Source organism: Stieleria mannarensis, from assembly GCF_014154935.1.
Classification (GTDB): Bacteria; Planctomycetota; Planctomycetia; order Pirellulales; family Pirellulaceae; genus Stieleria; species Stieleria mannarensis.
In genome coordinates this window covers 124,709-142,288 of the sequence record NZ_JACEHH010000015.1, presented here as the reverse complement: position 1 = coordinate 142,288, position 17,580 = coordinate 124,709, and the positions used below count along the sequence as shown (strand labels likewise).

The window sequence follows — 17,580 nt, the reverse complement described above, 5'->3', positions numbered from 1 at the left end:
AAAAAGACGCGTTGTACGTGCCACCGCCCCGCAAATCAGCAGCGGTCGATCGTCTTCCTTCGTCGCAATGATCGGACGAGATCTCACATGGTTACTCTTTTCATGAACGCTCCGCAACGACTCGGGTACCTGCTCGGTTTGCCATCGGTCGCCGCAAAACCGCTGATGATGGCAAAACCGCTGATGATGATTGCGATCGGGCTGGCCGCCCTGTCCTGGACCACTCCCAACGTTCTCGCCCAGTCGGAGGAAGACTACGAGGAGATGGGCATGGAGGGCTACGAGGACGAGATGGGCATGGAGATGATGTATGAAGAGGAAATGGGGATGGAGGGCTACGGCTATGGATCCGGCGGCCGACGTGGCGTGTCGCCCCAAGACCTGGTCGCGACGCGGCTGTCCGATGCCCTGACCAAGGCATTTGAATCGACCAGTTTCGCATCCTTGGCCGACCCGGAGGCCGCACCGCCGGTCCTGGCCGGACCGGTCCTGATGAACGACGCCACCGTGGCCTACGCCAAGGGAAAATACGACTTGGCGATGAAGCTGTACTTCGGCCATCTCGTCGCCGAATATGACCACGCCCAAAACCAGCTGCAATTGGTCAAGTACAGCCGGATGATGCGACGTCCGACGTGGCAGTTGCGCTGGGGAATCTCCTATGCCGTCCGTGGAGACGCGACCGATCCACAACCGATCGGCGATGTCCAGGCGTCCGCTCGTGGCGGTGGTGGATTTGATGACGGTGGAATGGAAGCCGGGATGGATGAGTTTTACGAGGAGGGTTTTGGCGGCCCCGGGGAGCGTCCAGGAATGGATGACACCGCGGGCATGGACGGCTATGGCGACGACATGGAAGGTATGGATGACATGTACGAACAGGAAATGATGATGATGATGGGGCCCGGCGGTGGCGCTCGTCGCCCCGCTGCACCAGCCGCGGCCCCCACCCCGGCTGCCCGACTCGCCGCGCTTGACGCCACCATGCTCAGCCCCGAGGCCGAAGAGAGCCTGAGCAAAAACGTGGGCATCGTCGCCACCCTGATCGGGGAAGAGTTTGACAAACGCTACACCCAAGGTGACTTCGGCCGGGCGATGACGGATGTGACCGCCGAATCGGGGAGTGTTGAGACGGTGTCGGAGGACTTCGTGAATCTGATCGAGAACGCCGGCGACGCGCTGCCGTTGTGGCGGCCCGGGATCGTGTTTCTCGGTGAAGGAACTTCGCCGGACAACATCCGACGCGCCCAAAAAGCCGGCTTGGATTTGTTGATCCACCTGGACGTGGTGCTCAAACCGCTGCGTGGCGAGTACACCCAGAACATCAGCCGATGCCGGTTGTTCCATGTGCCCAGCGGCGATTCGAAAGGCATCTCCAAGACCATCGACTCGCTGGAATTTGCCCAGAAATCTCGCATCAAGAGTGTCTCCTCGCGAGAGTTTGTCGGTGAGCGACTGGAAAACTTCTTTGCGATCATCGACCGAGAAACCGTCACTTCCGAGTTTCCTGGGCTGACGCCCGAGATCGCCAGCAAACGCATCGGGGCTCTGCTGGCCAGCGGAGGCGGGAAGAACCTCCGGACGCTCGCCGAAGTCCGATTGTTTCAATCCCAACAACTGCTCAGCGAAGAGGAAGTGCTGACCGCGTTCGACATCGTCGGCGGCGAAGAAGCCTTAGCACTGATCTACGGATCCGAAGAAGAGCGGCTGCGAATCGTCCGTAACTGGGCCGGCGGCCGGACCGGCGAGTCGACCGAGTAGTCCGGTAAGAAAATTTCGGGGGGGGAAGAATACGGTGAAATGTAGCCCTTATTTGCTTGGGCTAATTTTCCTACCTCCAAAATCTTCCTACCGCTCCTGCCAAGCCACGCGTTTTGTCACGCCGATGGGAGTCAGGAAACGGATGGCAGAATGATTCGGGGCAGAATGATGAAATGCCCGTCCGCTGGCGGCATTTCACTCAGACGTAGCTACCTTCGCCAGAAGGTGGATCCCCGCGCTCTCCACGCTCTGGCGAGCGTAGCTACGTTCTGCCCGCTGGAATCGACCGCTCGGTCTACCAGATTCGCACGCGGTCCTTGGGATCCAGGTACAACGTGTCGCCTTCCTTGATTCCGAAGGCTTCGTACCAGGCGTCCATGTTGCGGACGATGCCGTTGACGCGAAACTCGCTGGGGCTGTGCGGATCGACGTTCAGCCGACGCACCAATTCGGGATCCCGATACAGTCGCCGCCAGATTTGGGCCCAGCCCAAGAAGAACCGCTGATCACCGGTCAACCCGTCGATGACTGGGGCGGGTGAGTCGCCGAGGGAAAGCTGGTACGCCGCATAGGCCACGCTCAATCCGCCCAGGTCGCCGATGTTTTCGCCCAACGTCAATTCTCCGTTGACGTACTTGCCTTCCATCGCCTCGAACCCGTTGTACTGGCCGACCAACCCGCCAGCGCGTTTTTCGAATTCGCGTCGGTCCTCTTCGGTCCACCACATCCGCAAGTTCCCGTCGCCATCGAACTTGCTGCCCTTGTCATCAAACCCGTGGCTGAGTTCGTGACCGATCACGGCGCCGATGCCGCCGTAATTGACCGCGTCGTCGGCTGCCAAGTTGAAGAAGGGCGGTTGCAGGATCGCGGCCGGGAAGACGATTTCGTTCATCGTCGGGTTGTAGTAGGCGTTGATCGTTTGCGGCGTCATGTGCCATTCGTTCCGATCGATCGGCCCGCCCAGCTTGTTCAAATCACGCTCGTATTCGAACCGCGCCGAGGCGAGCAGGTGGTCGCCCAGCACGCCATCGCCGATGGTCAGTTTTTCATAGTCCTTCCACTCGTCCGGATAGCCGATTTTGGTCGTGAACTTGGACAGTTTCTCCAGGGCCTGTTTTTTCGTCCCCTCGCCCATCCAGTCGCGGGTCTTGATCCGGCCTTCGAACGCTTCGATCAGGTTGTCGACCAGTTCGTTCATCCGCTTCTTGGCCACCGGTTTGAAGTGTTCGGCGACGTACAGCTGGCCGACCAGTTCGCCGAGTACACTTCCGGTGACGTCGACGCCACGCTTCCACAGCGGTTGTTGGACATCGATCCCGCTGATCGCCGTGTCGTGGAAATCGAAGTGCCGTTTTTCCAACGACTCGCTCAGCCCCGACGCCGATCCGTCGATCGTGTGGTAGGTAAAGTAATCCTTCCACTGGTCGACCGTGAACTCGTCGAACAGGGCGGCCAAAGACTCGAAATACGAGGGCTGGCGGACGACGATGTTTTCGACCGCATCGATCCCGGCCGCGCTGGCGTAATCAAACCACTTCAACGTTCCCAGCATCGCGTCCAGTTCGGCGTGCGAGCGTCGGTTGTAGGTCGCGATCGGATCTCGGTTTTCCGTCTTCGTCCAATGAATTTTGGCAATCCGGCTTTCGATCTCGACAATCGTTTTTGCTGCGGCCTCGGGGTCGGGGTGATCGACCGCCCCAAGCATGTCGGCGATGTAGGTGTGCAGTTTTTTACGCAGTTCGACGTAGCGGTCTTCATCCAACAGGTAGTAGTCGCGATCGGGAAGCGACAGTCCCGATTGCGTCAGGTAGACCGTGTAGGCATCGCTGTTTTTGGCATCGATCGAAACGTAGGGGACGAACGGTCCGCCGATCCCGGCACGTCGCAGGAAACCGATGGCGGTCGCCAGAGAGGTTTGTGAATCGACCGCGGAGATTTCGGCAAGCAGCGGACGAATCGGATCCAGACCGGCCGCGTTTCGCGCATCGACGTCCAACACGCTGCCGTACAAATCACCGACCTTTTGTTTCGGCGTCCCGAACTCCGCCTCCGACTCGGCGGCCTTTTCGATCAACGTTCGCACTTGGGCACGTGTGTTGTCGTCCAGGACGGTGAAGATTCCATAGTTGGATTTGTCGGACGGGATCTCCGTTTCGGTCAGCCATTGATCGTTCGCATACCGATAGAAATTGTCTCCGGCGGCGACCGAATCGCCGAAAATGGACAGGTCAATGCCGGACACCTTGTCGGTGGACTTTTCATCACCGAAGGCGGGCGTCCACCAGGCCAACGCGGCGATCGTGAGGGCCGACAAACTCTTGGCGAAAAAACGCATCAAAAACTCCGTTTACGGGGCGAGTCGAGTGGTGCAAGGGTTGCACCACAGGATTCTATGCAAAATCGCGCCCGGCTCGTAGCGGCGGTCGGTGCACGAGGTCCTTTCGAGGTCGTCGCACTGATGTCCTACGGGCGATACCCCGGAGCGTGCCGGCGCACGAAAAAAGGCGGAGTCTGGGCTAGGCAAAATCGTGGGGCGGCCATCGCAAGATCTCTACCGAATCGATTCTTCGATCCACCATCGACGAACAGCCGGCGGCTAGGCAGGAAAACGAAGCCGACATCAGCCGGTTCGCGGACTTGGTCTCGATCGTTAAAGGACTGAGAAAATAGGGTAAGAACATTTCGCGGGTAAGAAAATGATGAATCGCCCCCTCCATTGAGTCTCGCCAATTTTCCTACCTCCAAAATCTTCCTACCTCTCCGCCGGAGACGTCGAAGGGGAGCCTGTCGCTAGCGGTGGTCGCGGCACCAGTCTTTGGTGTGCACGCCGCTGCGGATCCGCCACTCACGAAGCTCGTCCAGCAGACGCGTTTGATGGACCGCCGCGGCCGGGTCATTCCACAGATTGTTCACTTCGTCCGGGTCGGCGACCAAATCGAACAGTTGCCCGTCCGGCTCGTCCAGAAAGTGGACCAGCTTGTGCGTCTGGTCGCGAACCATCGTCATGAATTCGCAACCGGTCAGCACCGCATCCTTGACCTGTTCACAATACACGAACGGACGTCCTTGGAATGATTCCGGGTCATCCAAAGCACCGGCCAACGAAATCGCCTCCAGGTCCTCGGGCACGTCCACCCCGGCCCACTGCAAGATCGTCGGGCCCAGATCCATCTGTTGGACCAGTCCCGAAACACGTTGCCCTTGGCCGAAGCGTCCAGGAGCCCAGACGATCATCGGGACGCGGGTGATTTGCTCATACATCGTCCACTTTTGGCTCTGGCCGTGGTCGGTCAAACAGTCCCCGTGGTCGCTGGTGAAGATCACGATCGTGTTTTCCGCGTACCCGCTGGTTTCCAACGCCGACATGAGTTGCCCGACTTTTTCGTCGATCATCGTCACGTTGGCCAAGTAATAAGCGCGCTGTCGTTGCCGCTGCTCTGGCGTCACCTGCAACGGCATCACCACCGAATCGTGATCGATTTCCGAATTGTGGACCCGCAACTCCTTGAGCGCCGGGGGCTGGCGATCAAGCTCCTCGTCGCTGACCGGGATCAACGGCAATTCTTGATTCAGGTAAGGCTCTGCATAACGCGGCACGGGATCGTAGGGAGGATGCGGTCCGGGAAACCCGATTTGCAGAAACAACGGATCCTTTTTCGGCGTCGACTCGATCCACCACGTCGCCATGTCGCCGACGAAGAAGTCCGGGTGGGTGTCTTCGGGCAATTCCCAGTCGAAGGCGCCGAGGGCCTGGTCGTATCCCGGCAGCTTTCGGTATTGCTCGCGTTGCTGTTTGACCAGCCCGCGGAATCGCAGCGCTTTGTCCCATTCGTCAAAGAAATAGCGGCCTTCCAGGTAGCGATCTTTGTTTTCGACGACGAATCGTTCGTGAAAGCCCAGTTCGGTCAAGAACGGCCAGGTGTGCATTTTGCCGATGTTCGCACAGTAATACCCGGCGTCGTTGAGCCGCTCGATCCAGCTGCGTCGCCAACGATCGGCGTTCTTCAGGATTCCCGTGGTGTGGGGGAAGTAGCCTTTGAACAAACTGGCGCGGGCGGCGGCGCAGGACGCCGCGGTGACGTGGCACTGGTCGAACGAGACGCCTTCGCGGACCAGCCGGTCCAGGTTGGGGGTGCTGACGTGCGGGTAACCCAACGCGGCAATCGTGTCGTAACGCTGCTGGTCGGTGATGATGAAGATGATGTTGGGGCGTTGCACGTGGCTGTGTGGTTTGGGGGGAGGGTGTGATGAGAGAGGGAGTGAGGGAGAGAGGGAGAGATTCGGTCGGCGAAACCGCTTCGTTGGATAGTGGATTGAACTCTGATTGCCAGCCCCCTCATCCCCAGCCCTTCTCCCCCACAAAGCCGGGGGAGAAGGGAGCCAGGGTACATTATGGTGGCACGTTTAGTCCTGGCAGCCAGACGGGGGCCATTGTCAGTGGTGATTGCGAGTTTCGCTACCGGCAGGGCCGACATTCGACTTGAGGCGAAATGGAAATTTTTCTAGTTTCGCGATCCAGTCGACCGCGGAGTGTCGTTTTCCCGGTCGATTCCCGCATTGCATGATCCGTGAGAACGATTCAAAGGAGTGATCGCCATGGTTTCGACGAGTTGGCACCGTAACATCCGTTCCGCAGTTGGCTCGGCCCTGCCTGGATCGGGTTTCTCGCCCGCCTTGATTTTGTCGGCCGTTTTGTTTGTCGTCACCGCGGCGGTATCGCCCGTCGCAGTTTCACCCGTCGTCGGCCAGGAAAACAATTCGGTCGTCGCGGTTGTCAACGCGGATCCGATCACCCGCCAAATGCTGGCCACGGCCAGCCTGGAACGCTATGGCGAAACGGTGCTGGACAACGTGATCGTTAATCGCCAACTGATCCTGCAGGCTTGTAAGGATCGCGGTCTGGAAGTCACCCAAGCCGAAGTGGCCCAAGAAATCACCCGGCTGGCGACCAAATTCGGTTTCAGCGTGCCCGACTACTTGGGGCTGTTGCAGGAAGAACGCGATATCGATCCGGGCCAGTACGGTCGTGAGATCGTGTGGCCGATGTTGGCGCTGCGAAAACTGGTCGCCAACCAGGTCGAACCGACCGAAGAAGAATTCAACCGCGCGTACTTGGCCCAGTACGGCGAAGCGGTCAAGTGCCGCATGATCATGGTTGCCGACGAACAAAAAGCACGTCAATTGCACCAGCAAGCGACCACGACGCCGGCCGCATTCGGTGCCCTGGCCAAAGCGAACAGCGAAGACGAAGTCAGCGCAAGTGTCGGGGGATTGATTCCGCCGATCCGACGCTACACCGGAGATTCACGTCTGGAGGAAGCCGCGTTCGCGCTGGCCAACGACCAGATCTCGCCCGTCATGCAGGTGGCCGATCAATGGCTGTTCCTGCAAGCCGTGCGACGGATTCCGGCCACCACGCCGCCGATGACTGCGATGCCGACGATTCGCGAGCAGATCAATGACCGAATTCGCGATCAGAAAATGAAGGGGGCCGCGAGCGAGTTGTTTGCACAACTGCAACGTGACGCCAACCTGGTGAAAGTCTTCGGTGATGCCGAACTGACGCAACAATACCCCGGCGTCGCAGCTATCGTAAATAACCAGCGAATCACGATCGCCCAATTGGCAGCCGAGTGTGTCAAACGTCACGGGAAAGACGTCTTGGATGGCGAAATCAACCGCAAGCTGCTGACCCAAGCCCTGTCCAAAGCCAAGAAGACGGTCGCCGACGCAGACATCCAAGCCGAAATCGCTCGTGCCGCAAAAAGCTATGGCTACATCCGCAGCGACGGATCGGCCGACTTGGCCGCATGGACCGAATCGGTCACCAGCGAAGGCGACACGACGTATGAGATCTATGTGAAGGACGTGGTTTGGCCCAGCGTGGCGCTCAAAAAACTGGTCGAAGACCGGGTGGCGATCACCGACGAAGACATGCAGCAGGGATTCGAATCCAACTTCGGGCCCCGCGTCGAAATCCTGGCCTGCGTTTTGAGCGACCAGCGGACGGCACAAAAGGTCTGGAAGATGGCCCGCGACAACCCGTCCGAAGAATTCTTCGGACGCCTGGCCGAACAATACAGCATCGAACCGGTCTCGGCCAGCAACAGCGGCAAGGTCCCACCGATCCGCAAATACAGCGGCCAGCCGACCATTGAACGCCAAGCGTTCGCGCTCAAGCAAGGCGAACTGAGCGGGATCATCGCGACCGGCGACAAGTACATCATCTTGAAGTGCCAGGGACGCACCAAACCGATCGTCGCGGACATCGAAGCGGTGCGTGGCGAACTGGTCCGTGACCTGACGGAAAAGAAATTCGCCGCCGAGATGGCGCAAGAATTCGATCGACTGAAGGACACCGCCCAAGTCGACAACTTCTTCGTCGCCGCCAAAGAGATCGCCACCGCAACCCAAAGCGGCAAAGCGACTCGGTAGGCCCCCCCCTGCGACGCTGGTGACGGAGCAAAGCCAAAGTGGCTTTGCCAGGCGAGACGCTTGAGCGAGAACAGACGCACCGAGAGAGCAATTAACCCTCCCTGGAAGAGCGTCGTGCGGTTTTTTGAATTAACCCTCCCTGGCAGGGAGGGTCGAGCGTAGCGAGGGGAGGGTCGATTCGTCGCGTTTGAGTGGATCCGAGCCACAACGAACCCTCCCCGCTCCGATCGCTCACTCCTCCGCGACCCTCCCAGAGGGAGGGTGAAGTCGTCAACGCCTGTAAAATCAGAGTCCCAAAACCGCACGACGTCTGGCAGGCAGGGTGTCTTCCATCGTTCGATACCTCCACGACTTGTTGACCGAGCGCGCTGCGTAAATCCACAAACCGCTGACTTCCGCTACAGTGGCGTCCATGTGGGACCAACTCTCTTCCAAACAACGATGCCGCATCGTCGGTTCGATCGCCGGGGCACTTTGCGATCGGTCCGACGAACTGATCCAGGCTTGTGCTTCACCGCAGCGAACCGATCCTGTCGAAACGATCACCAGCGAGTTGTTGCCGTTGTGTGCGGCACTGAAATTCTTGGGCAAGCGGGGCGCCAAGATCCTCGCCCCGCGGCGGCTCGGAATGTCCAATCGTCCCGCTTGGCTGCTGGGAGTCCATTCGGTCGTCCGGCGCGTCCCGCTGGGAACGGTTCTGGTTCTCGGGACTTGGAACTATCCGCTGTTGTTGCCGGGCGTCCAGTTGGCCCAGGCCATCGCAGCGGGAAACCGTGTGCGACTGAAACCGGCCGTTGGTGCCGAACGGGCGTCGCAAATCCTGGTCGAGTGTTTTCATGCCGGTGGCGTGCCGGAGGACCAGCTGGTTTTGCTCGATTCGGACACATCGGCTGCAGTCCACGCGATTTCCGAGGGCGTGGATTTGATCGTGTTGACCGGGGCGGCGGAGACGGGGCGCAAGGTGCTGGAGTCTGCGGCTCCGATGTTGTCCGCTTCGATCATGGAACTGAGCGGTTGCGACGCGGTGATCGTGCTGCCCGGCGCCGATGAACAACGTTTGATTGCGGCCCTGCGGTTCGGATTGAGCTTCAACGCCAGCGCGACATGCATCGGTCCCCGCCGGTTGATGGTTCAATCAGCGGATCATGACACGGCTGTCGAGCGACTGAAGCCGGTGCTGGCTGACATGCCGCCGGCGATCGTCCACCCGGCGGCGCGTCAGGGCGTTGCCGACCTAGTCGCCCAAGCCCTTGCCGCCGGCGCCGTCGATTGTCTCGGTCGCTACGACCACACGCAGTTGCGGGAACAGGGAGTGATGTCCCCGTTATTGCTCGATCACGTCACGGCGGACCACGCGATCGCCTCGGCGGACGTGTTCGCGCCGGTGCTGTCGGTGATCCGTGTCGACGACATCGATCATGCCGTGCATCTGGTCAACGAATGTCCATATCGTTTGGCCGCCAGCGTGTTCGGGCCGGCGTCCGAAGCGACCCGCGTGGCAGAGCGGTTGAACGTCGGGACCGTCACAGTGAACGATTTGATCGCACCGACCGCGGACCCCCGATTGCCCTTTGGCGGGCGCGGGCAAAGCGGATTCGGCGTGACCCGCGGCCCAGAAGGCTTGCTGGCAATGACGGCCGCCAAAGTGATCAGTCGGCGACGCGGCCCGGTCGCCCCGCATTTGCGTCCCCGAGCGGAGTCGGATCAGGAGATGTTGCACGGCGCGCTGCACGCGATGCACGGCGGCGGAGTGCGGAAACGACTCGCCGGGTTGCGTCGCATCGTCCGCAGCGTCAAAAAGACGTAAACGATTCTCCACGTACGGCAGCCCTTCCAGGCTGTCTCTCCTCGCTGCGTTGCGGGGATCTACCGTGGAGGCTTCCTGGCCAGGTACACTTCCATTAAAAGCCTCCTCCACGAGTTTTCATGATGATTGCAGCCGATTCGAATTCATTGAACGTCGTCGTCGTCGGTAGCGGTCTGGCGGGGCTTTCGAGCGCCTGTGTGCTCGCCGCACGCGGGCACCAGGTGACATTGTTGGACAAGAACGACTGGGTGGGCGGAAAGGCCGCCCAGCATCGCGCCGACGGGTATCGGTTCGACATGGGGCCGACGATCTTGACCGTGCCCAGTGTCCTGAAACGGGTGTTCGCCGAAGCGGACCGCAAGCTGGAGGACTACCTGGAAATCCTGCCGCTGGATCCGCAATGGCGGTGTTTTTTTGAAAGCGATGGCAAAGGCGGCAACGTCGGTGAGAACTCGGTTTTGGATCTTGTTTCCAGCACGCCGGAAATGAAGGCGCGACTGCGAGAATTCACGGGCGATGACGTCAACGCCGAAGGCTACGAAAAGTTCATCGGGCTGAGCGAACACCTGCACGGCGTGTCGGACCGTTTTTTCTTTTGGCGGTCGATCGGCGGGCTGGCCGACACGATGGACGTCGGTGGCGCGTTCTCGTTAAAGGTGCTGAAGGATGTGATGTCGCTGCGGATGGGGAAAAGTGTCGCGTCGGTGGTTCGATCCCATGTTCCCGACGCCCGCGTGGCCCAGATGATGGACCACTTCACCCAGTATGTCGGTTCGTCGCCCTATGCGTCGCCGGCGGTGCTGTGCAGCATCGCCCACATGCAGACCGAGGAAGGCATCTGGTATCCCGTCGGCGGAACGCGGGCGGTCCCCGAGGCGCTTTGCAAGCTGGCGGTCGAACTGGGGGTGGACGTCCGCACGGGGGTGGACGTGATGCGAATCCAAACCAGCGGCAGCCGCGTGACCGGGGTGATCACGGCCTCCGGTGAAACCCTGCCCTGCGACGCCGTGGTCAGCAACTGCGACGCGGTTCGCACGTACCGTGAACTGTTGCAAGACACGCCCCAGTCGACGCGATTCGAAAAGAGCAACCGCTACTCACCGGCCTGCAGCGGCGTCGTGTTGTACCTGGGACTGAACCGACGCTACGAGCAACTGTTGCACCACAACTTCGTGTTTTCGAAAGACCCCGAAACGGAATTCGAATACATCTATGACCGTGGTGAACCGGCCCCCGACCCGACGGCGTACGTGTGCGCCCCGGCGATCAGCGAACCCGAGGTCGCACCGGAGGGTTGCGAGGCGCTGTACATCCTGGTTCACACGCCTTACCTTCGCCCGCACCATGATTGGAAACGGATGTTGCCGGAGTATCGCGAATTGATATTGGACAAGATGGAGTCGTGTGCGGGGACCAAGGGGATTCGTGATGCGATCGTCCATGAAGCCTCGTTGACTCCCGAGGGCATCCACAACCGCTATCGCGTGCTGAACGGTGCAATCTATGGGCTGGCCAGCCACGGCAAGTACGTCGGCGCGTTCAAGCCCGGCAATCGTCGCAAGGACGTCAGCGGGTTGTACTTGGCCGGCGGAGCGGCGCATCCCGGGCCCGGCATGCCGATGGTGATGATGAGCGGTTGGATTGCCGCGGACTCGCTGGACCAGGACGCCCGTGGAGGCAAACTGACGCCGCTGGCGTCCTAGATCGTATGATCCGCTGGTCGGCGCTAGCGTTCGTGCCCCATGTCGGGAAACAATGACGCGAACCAGGTAAACGACCACAATTCGATTTGCGGGGGCGTGTCGTAGCGGAAGCCGCCAAGGCTTTCGCCCCCCGGTACGGCGTCGCCGCGCCAAAGCGAAACTCTTGGCGAGTTCCGCTACCCGAAACCCAGGCTCCGCTAAACTACGACTGCTGGGCTCGAATTGAAACAAAGCACCGAGTATCTCGGTTTCGCCCCCAACGTGACCGACTTCATGGCAAAGGCTCCCGAGCAAGCATCGACCGACGACACGCTGTTGGTCAAGAAACCGGCCGCCTGGTTTCTGGGCGGTTTCCACGCCTTTTTGCGTCCCTACCTGCGACGCCATTTTCATTCCATCGCCATCGATCGGGCGACGCATCCGTCACCGGATTTCGCGCGGGGCACGCCGTTGATCATCTATGCGAACCATCCTTCCTGGTGGGATCCGCTGATCGCACATTTTTTGCACCGAACGCTGTTTCCCGAGCGTCACTTTTTTGCGCCGATCGATGCTGATGCATTGGAGCAATACAGTGTGTTTGAAAAACTGGGGTTCTACGGCGTCAAACTCTCCAGTGCCTCCGGTGCCGCTGCGTTTTTAAAGAACAGCGTCTCGATTCTGAATCAGCCCGACTCGGCCATCTGGATGACGCCGGAAGGTCGCTTTGCCGATGTCCGTGACCACGGTGCCGAGTTGATGCCCGGACTGTCACACCTGTGCAAACGAACCGACGATGCGATCGCGCTGCCGTTGGCGTTGGAGTATGCGTTCTGGGACGAGCGTTTGCCGGTCTGTTTGATCTCGCTGGGAACGCCGATCCGCACGGCAGACCACCCGGATTGGTCCAAACCGGACTGGGCCAAGCACCTGGCCGGCGGACTTAGAAACGCACAAACGCACCTTTCCCGGTTGACGATCTCACGCTCCAGCGAGCCGTTCGACAACCTGCTAAGCGGTGCCCGCGGCGGCGGTTGGGTGTACGATTCGTGTCGACGCGTCAAAGCAATGTTGACGGGTAAGAAGTTTCGCGCCAGCCACGGGGGCCAGTTTCAATGACCCTGTTCCTCGCGATCGCTGCATTCGCCTTGACCGCATTGCCGGCCGTCATGTTCCTGGCCAATTTGTCGCTATTTCAATGCCTCGGCGCGGTTGGTCTCCGTTGGTGTCCAGGCTTAAGCCAATCCCCGTCTGACGATGCCCCCCCAGAGCCTTGCGTCTCGATTCTGATTCCTGCCCGCGATGAAGCATCCGCCATCGGCCGATGCGTTGAAGCGGCGCTTGCGAGCGAGAAGGTGACCACCGAAGTGATCGTGCTGGATGATGACTCAACCGATGCCACCGCAGAGATCGTCGCTCAGCTGGGGCAAGCCGACCAGCGCGTGCGACTGATTCACGGACGCCCCTTGCCGGCCGGCTGGAATGGCAAGCAACACGCGTGCTGGCAGCTCGCGGCAGCCGCCACGTACGACCGGTTCGTGTTCTTGGATGCCGATGTGCGACTGGCACCCGACGCGTTGTTTCAGTTGATTTCGTATCACGATGAAACCGGAGTCGGGCTTCTAAGTACGTTTCCGCACCAGATCACCGGAACATGGCTCGAAAAATGGCTGATCCCGATGATGCACTACATCCTGTTGTGCTACTTGCCATTCTCGCGCATGCGTTCCCACCCCGACACCGGCTTGGCGGCCGGCTGCGGGCAGTTGTTCTTGACATCGCGTCAGGATTACGAGAACGCCGGCACGCACGAAGCGATCAAGTCGTCGCGACACGACGGCGTCAAGCTGCCGCGGACATATCGGTCAGCAGGCCTCATGACCGACGTCGTTGACGGAACCGACTTGGCCGAGTGCCGGATGTATCGCGGGGCGACTGAAGTGGTTCGCGGTGTGCTGAAGAACGCGACCGAAGGCATCGCCGCCCCAAAACTGATCGTCGTTTTTAGCGTGCTGCTTCTCGGGGCGAGCGTGTTGCCGCTGGTCGCGCTGGTGCTTTCGGTCGCGGAGAACCATTCCGTCGCGATCGCGATTTCCGGTGTCGCGATCGTGTTGGCCCACTTGCCGCGATTGATAGCGGTCGTGCGGTTGCGTCAATCGTTGTTCGGTGCGTTGTGTCATGTGCCGGCGACGACGGTGTTCGTGTTATTGCAGTGGATCGCACTTGCCAATCACCTCGCCGGCCGTCAAATCGCGTGGCGCGGTCGCACCGAAGGGACCTCGCAAGCGTGAGAGGTTGGTGTTTAGCCTTGAGGCGATTTCCGTCGCTGCGCGGGACGTCGATTGTATTGGTGCAACTTCGGTCCACCTCTAAATTCTCTCCCCCTGGGAGAGACGGCGTTTACATAAATCGGTCCGCAATTCAGGGCATGGCTCCCCTCATCCCCAGCCCTTCTCTGTGCGCAAAGCCGGGGGAGAAGGGAGCCATGGTAAATAGTACAGGCGTCAATGCTATGGGAGAGACGGCGTGTGCACAGCACGCAAATGCCAGCGAGCAAATGCCAGCGAGCAAACGCCAGAGAGGGCTCGCCCGAGCAGAGTCGCTTTCGCCTCGCGAACACGAAAGTCTTGGCGACTTCCGCTACGAACAAATCCGTCACTTATAAAGTCGACGTCCCAAGCAGCGACCCTGTGCGGCTAAAGCCTGGACACCAGCGCGTGTTGTTCAGCCCTGGGGCTCGGTCATCTTCCAGGGGTCGAGGGCGTCGGTCAGGACGTCTTCGTCCAGGATGCCTTTTTCCAGACACAGTTCGCGGATGGTCTGGCCGCTGGCGAAGGCTTCTTTGGCCAGTTTCGCGGCCTGTTCGTAGCCGATCAGCGGGTTCAAACTGGTGCACATCGACAGACTTTGCTCGACCGCCGCGTTGCACGATTCCTCGTTCGCTTCCATCTCTTCGACGCAGAATTCGACGAAGGCGCTGGAGCCGCTGGCCAGCAGCGCGATGGATTCCAGCACGGTGTGGGCCATCACCGGCATCATGATATTGAGCTGGAAATTGCCGCCGGCGGCACCGCTGATCGTGATCGTGCCGTCGTTGCCGATCACTCGGGCGGCCAACTGCATCATCGACTCGCACATCACCGGGTTGACCTTGCCGGGCATGATCGAGCTGCCCGGTTGTCGCGAGGGCAATTGCACTTCGTAGAATCCGCAGCGTGGGCCGCTGCCCAACCAGCGAATGTTGTTGGCCAGGTTGAACAACGTTTGCGCGATGCATTTCAATTCCCCGTGCGATTGGACCAGGGCGTCGCGTTGGGCGTTGGCTTCGAAATGGTTGACCGCGTCGATGAAGGCGATGCCGGTACGCTGGCTGAGTGCGGCGGCGACGCGGGCGCCGAATTCGGGGTGCGTGTTGATGCCGCTGCCGACCGCGGTCCCGCCGACGGGCAATTCCAGCACGGCATCACGAGCGACCTTGGCACGGGTGATCGACAGTTCCACTTGTCGCGCGAACCCGCCGAACTCCTGTCCCAGACGCAGCGGGGTGGCGTCCATCAGGTGGGTCCGCCCGATTTTCATGACCTTGTCCCACGCCTGGGCCTTGGTCACCAACGCCGCGTGCAGGGATTCGAGCGCCGGGATCAGTGCGGTTTGAATTTGGACGGCGGTGGCGACATGGATGGCGGTCGGGAAGGTGTCGTTGGTGCTCTGCCCCATGTTGACGTGGTCGTTGGGGTGGATCGGCTTTTCCAGTGCCATCCGGTCGCCGCCGACGATTTCGATCGCACGGTTGCTGATCACCTCGTTGACGTTCATGTTGCTGCTGGTGCCGCTTCCGGTTTGGAAGACGTCGATCGGGAATTCTCCCCCCAGTTTGCCTTCGATCACCTCTTCCGCGGCGGCCAGCATCGCGTCGACTTGGGAGTCGGTCAGCGGGTTCTTGCCGCTGCCGGTCAGTTTGCCCAGGTCACGATTGGCGACGCCGCAGGCGTGTTTGACCATGCCCATGGCGCTGATCATCGTTTGCGGCAACCGCCACCCGCTGATCGGAAAGTTTTCGACGGCGCGCTGTGTCTGGGCGCCGTAGTAGGCGTCGGCCGGTACCTGAACGTCACCCATCGAGTCGTGTTCGGTTCGAAAATCCGTCATGGCTGTTGCGGTCGCGGTTGGAGGAAAGAATTGGGTCCCCCGAAGTTTACCGCCGGCAACAGGAGTTGAGAATTGGTGTGCGGCGATGCACGCTTCGGTCGAGGCGGGCGCCGCGGTGTCGCGGGGCCGCGGGGCCGCGTTTCGAGGTAGCGGAAGCCGCGAAGGCTTTCGGCCGCGCGGCCGCCGCGCGGCGCCGCGGAGGCGAAACTCTTGGCGAGTTCCGCTACCTAAAAACGACGTGTTACCAAAGCGTTAGAGCATGACGCGGGCGATGTCGGGCTTGGAGGTAGCGGAAGCCGCGAAGGCTTTCGGCCGCGCGGCCGCCGCGGAGGCGCCGCGGAGGCGAAACTCTTGGCGAGTTCCGCTACCTAAGAACGAGGTGTTATCAAAGCGTTAGAGCATGACGCGGGCGATGTTGATGTAGATCACGATGCCCAGGATGTCGACGATGCCGGCGACGAAGGGGTTGCTCATCATGGCCGGGTCGAGGCCGAGTTTTTGGAAGATCAGCGGCAACGCGGCGCCGAAGAAACAACCGACGATGATCACCGCCAGCAAGGTCATCGGGATCACCAACGCGGCGAATGCGGTGGGAGCCATGAACACGGCGACGGAGTATCCGATCGTCGAAAGGAAGATACCTAACACACCGGAAACGATCACCTCGCGTCGGATCACGGTCCCCCAATCCTTGAGCTCCACATGCCCGCTGGTCAGCGCGGTGATCACCAGCGTCGCCGATTGGCTGCCCGAATTGCCGCCGGCGCTGATGATCAGCGGGATGAACGACACCAACCAGATGTAGTCCTGAAGTTCATCATGATAATGCTCCAGGGCGAACGCGGTCAGCAAGGCGGCGAAAAACAGGATGATCAGCCAGATCCCGCGTTTCCAGGACAGATTCAACAATCCGATCCGCAGATAGTTTTCTTCCAGCGGTTCGACCGCCGCGATCCGGTGGGCGTCTTCGGTCAACTCTTCGCGGACGACGTCGATCACGTCGTCGTGTGTGATGATGCCCAGCAGCTGTCGGCCCGAATCGACGACGGGGATCGCCAGCAAGTTGAACCGTTCGACCTTCTCGGCGACCGATTCCTGGTCCTCGTCCACTTCGGCGACGATGACATCGGTTTCCATCATCTCGCCCAGGGTGCGGTGGGGGCGTGAAAGGGAGGACACGAGTTGTCGTGTCGAAACGATGCCCCGCAGCAGGTTGTCATTGTCGACGACGTACAGGTAGTAGATCGTTTCCAATTCGCTGGCTTGTTTGCCCAGTGCCTCCAACGCGTCGGACACCGTCAACGACTCGGCCAGCATCGCGACCTCGGACGTCATCAACGCGCCCGCGGTGCCTTCTTCGTAGGAACACAGACGCAAGATGTCGCGGCGGTCCTCGACCGGCAACAGCGGCAGGATCGACTGGACCCGCGCCGGCGGCAGTTGCTGGATCAGGTCGACGCGATCGTCCGACGCGATTCGGTCCACCAGCGCGGCGACTTCGCGCGGTTCCTGGGTCCGCAGCAATTCGACTTGCCGCTGGTCCTCGAAGTACGAAAAGATCTCCGCACGTCGATCCAGGTCGGCGTACTGCAGCACCGACCACAGATCGACATCGTCCAACCCCTCCATGAACTCTGCGGTTCGCCCGGGATTGAGGGCCGTGCAGAATTCGACCAGTTCGGCCGTATTGTTTTCGGCCAACATCTCTCGAAGTTCTGGCAGTAGGAGAGGGTTGACCATGGAGGG

General features: G+C 60.5%; 10 protein-coding genes. 6 read left to right on the top strand and 4 right to left on the bottom strand.

Going from position 1 to position 17,580, the window contains the following annotated elements:
- Positions 1 to 87 precede the first annotated feature (87 nt).
- Positions 88 to 1,761 carry a hypothetical protein gene (locus tag H1B37_RS12430; protein WP_220498176.1) on the top strand — a complete coding sequence of 558 codons (1,674 nt, stop codon included), beginning with the start codon at positions 88 to 90 and terminating at the stop codon, positions 1,759 to 1,761.
- A gap of 295 nt (positions 1,762 to 2,056) precedes the next feature.
- Here the strand turns inward: H1B37_RS12430 and H1B37_RS12425 are convergent, their stop codons facing one another.
- Positions 2,057 to 4,096, bottom strand: a complete 2,040-nt coding sequence (locus H1B37_RS12425) for a M13 family metallopeptidase (RefSeq protein ID WP_182866975.1) — start codon at positions 4,094 to 4,096, stop codon at positions 2,057 to 2,059.
- A gap of 455 nt (positions 4,097 to 4,551) precedes the next feature.
- Positions 4,552 to 5,979, bottom strand: a complete 1,428-nt coding sequence (locus H1B37_RS12420) for a sulfatase family protein (protein ID WP_182866974.1) — start codon at positions 5,977 to 5,979, stop codon at positions 4,552 to 4,554.
- Positions 5,980 to 6,435: 456 nt separating this feature from the next.
- Here H1B37_RS12420 and H1B37_RS12415 point away from each other — a divergent pair, with 456 nt between their 5' ends.
- The 5 genes from H1B37_RS12415 (at position 6,436) to H1B37_RS12395 (ending at position 13,976) form a co-directional block, all read left to right on the top strand.
- Positions 6,436 to 8,196, top strand: a complete 1,761-nt coding sequence (locus tag H1B37_RS12415; protein ID WP_286177676.1) for a peptidylprolyl isomerase — start codon at positions 6,436 to 6,438, stop codon at positions 8,194 to 8,196.
- Between the two features lie 412 nt (positions 8,197 to 8,608).
- Entirely contained in the window at positions 8,609 to 10,003 is a 1,395-nt protein-coding gene (locus H1B37_RS12410) for an aldehyde dehydrogenase family protein (protein ID WP_182866972.1), read from the top strand.
- Positions 10,004 to 10,122: 119 nt separating this feature from the next.
- On the top strand, positions 10,123 to 11,706 hold the full coding sequence (locus H1B37_RS12405) for a phytoene desaturase family protein (protein ID WP_220498175.1): 1,584 nt from the start codon (positions 10,123 to 10,125) through the stop codon (positions 11,704 to 11,706).
- Between the two features lie 222 nt (positions 11,707 to 11,928).
- Positions 11,929 to 12,804 (top strand): lysophospholipid acyltransferase family protein, encoded by an 876-nt coding sequence (locus H1B37_RS12400; protein ID WP_286177675.1) that lies wholly within the window; start codon positions 11,929 to 11,931, stop codon positions 12,802 to 12,804.
- Positions 12,801 to 13,976 carry a glycosyltransferase family 2 protein gene (locus H1B37_RS12395; RefSeq protein ID WP_182866971.1) on the top strand — a complete coding sequence of 392 codons (1,176 nt, stop codon included), beginning with the start codon at positions 12,801 to 12,803 and terminating at the stop codon, positions 13,974 to 13,976. Before H1B37_RS12400 ends, H1B37_RS12395 begins: the two co-directional genes overlap by 4 nt.
- A 433-nt stretch (positions 13,977 to 14,409) precedes the next feature.
- Here the strand turns inward: H1B37_RS12395 and H1B37_RS12390 are convergent, their stop codons facing one another.
- Together H1B37_RS12390 and mgtE are read right to left on the bottom strand one after the other, a co-directional pair.
- The gene (locus tag H1B37_RS12390) at positions 14,410 to 15,834 is read right to left on the bottom strand and encodes a class II fumarate hydratase (RefSeq protein WP_182866970.1); all 1,425 of its coding nucleotides are present in this window, start codon (positions 15,832 to 15,834) and stop codon (positions 14,410 to 14,412) included.
- 393 nt (positions 15,835 to 16,227) lie between these two features.
- A complete protein-coding gene (gene mgtE / locus H1B37_RS12385) occupies positions 16,228 to 17,574 on the bottom strand; it encodes a magnesium transporter (RefSeq protein WP_182866969.1) in 1,347 nt (448 codons plus the stop codon).
- Positions 17,575 to 17,580 lie beyond the last annotated feature (6 nt).

Bases quoted from the DNA above. Each gene is read 5' to 3' on its own strand.
- H1B37_RS12430 (WP_220498176.1), top strand. From the start codon at position 88: ATGGTTACTCTTTTCATGAACGCTCCGCAACGACTCGGGTACCTGCTC.
- H1B37_RS12425 (WP_182866975.1), bottom strand. From the start codon at position 4,096: ATGCGTTTTTTCGCCAAGAGTTTGTCGGCCCTCACGATCGCCGCGTTG.
- H1B37_RS12410 (WP_182866972.1), top strand. From the start codon at position 8,609: ATGTGGGACCAACTCTCTTCCAAACAACGATGCCGCATCGTCGGTTCG.
- H1B37_RS12405 (WP_220498175.1), top strand. From the start codon at position 10,123: ATGATGATTGCAGCCGATTCGAATTCATTGAACGTCGTCGTCGTCGGT.
- H1B37_RS12395 (WP_182866971.1), top strand. From the start codon at position 12,801: ATGACCCTGTTCCTCGCGATCGCTGCATTCGCCTTGACCGCATTGCCG.
- H1B37_RS12390 (WP_182866970.1), bottom strand. From the start codon at position 15,834: ATGACGGATTTTCGAACCGAACACGACTCGATGGGTGACGTTCAGGTA.
- mgtE (WP_182866969.1), bottom strand. From the start codon at position 17,574: ATGGTCAACCCTCTCCTACTGCCAGAACTTCGAGAGATGTTGGCCGAA.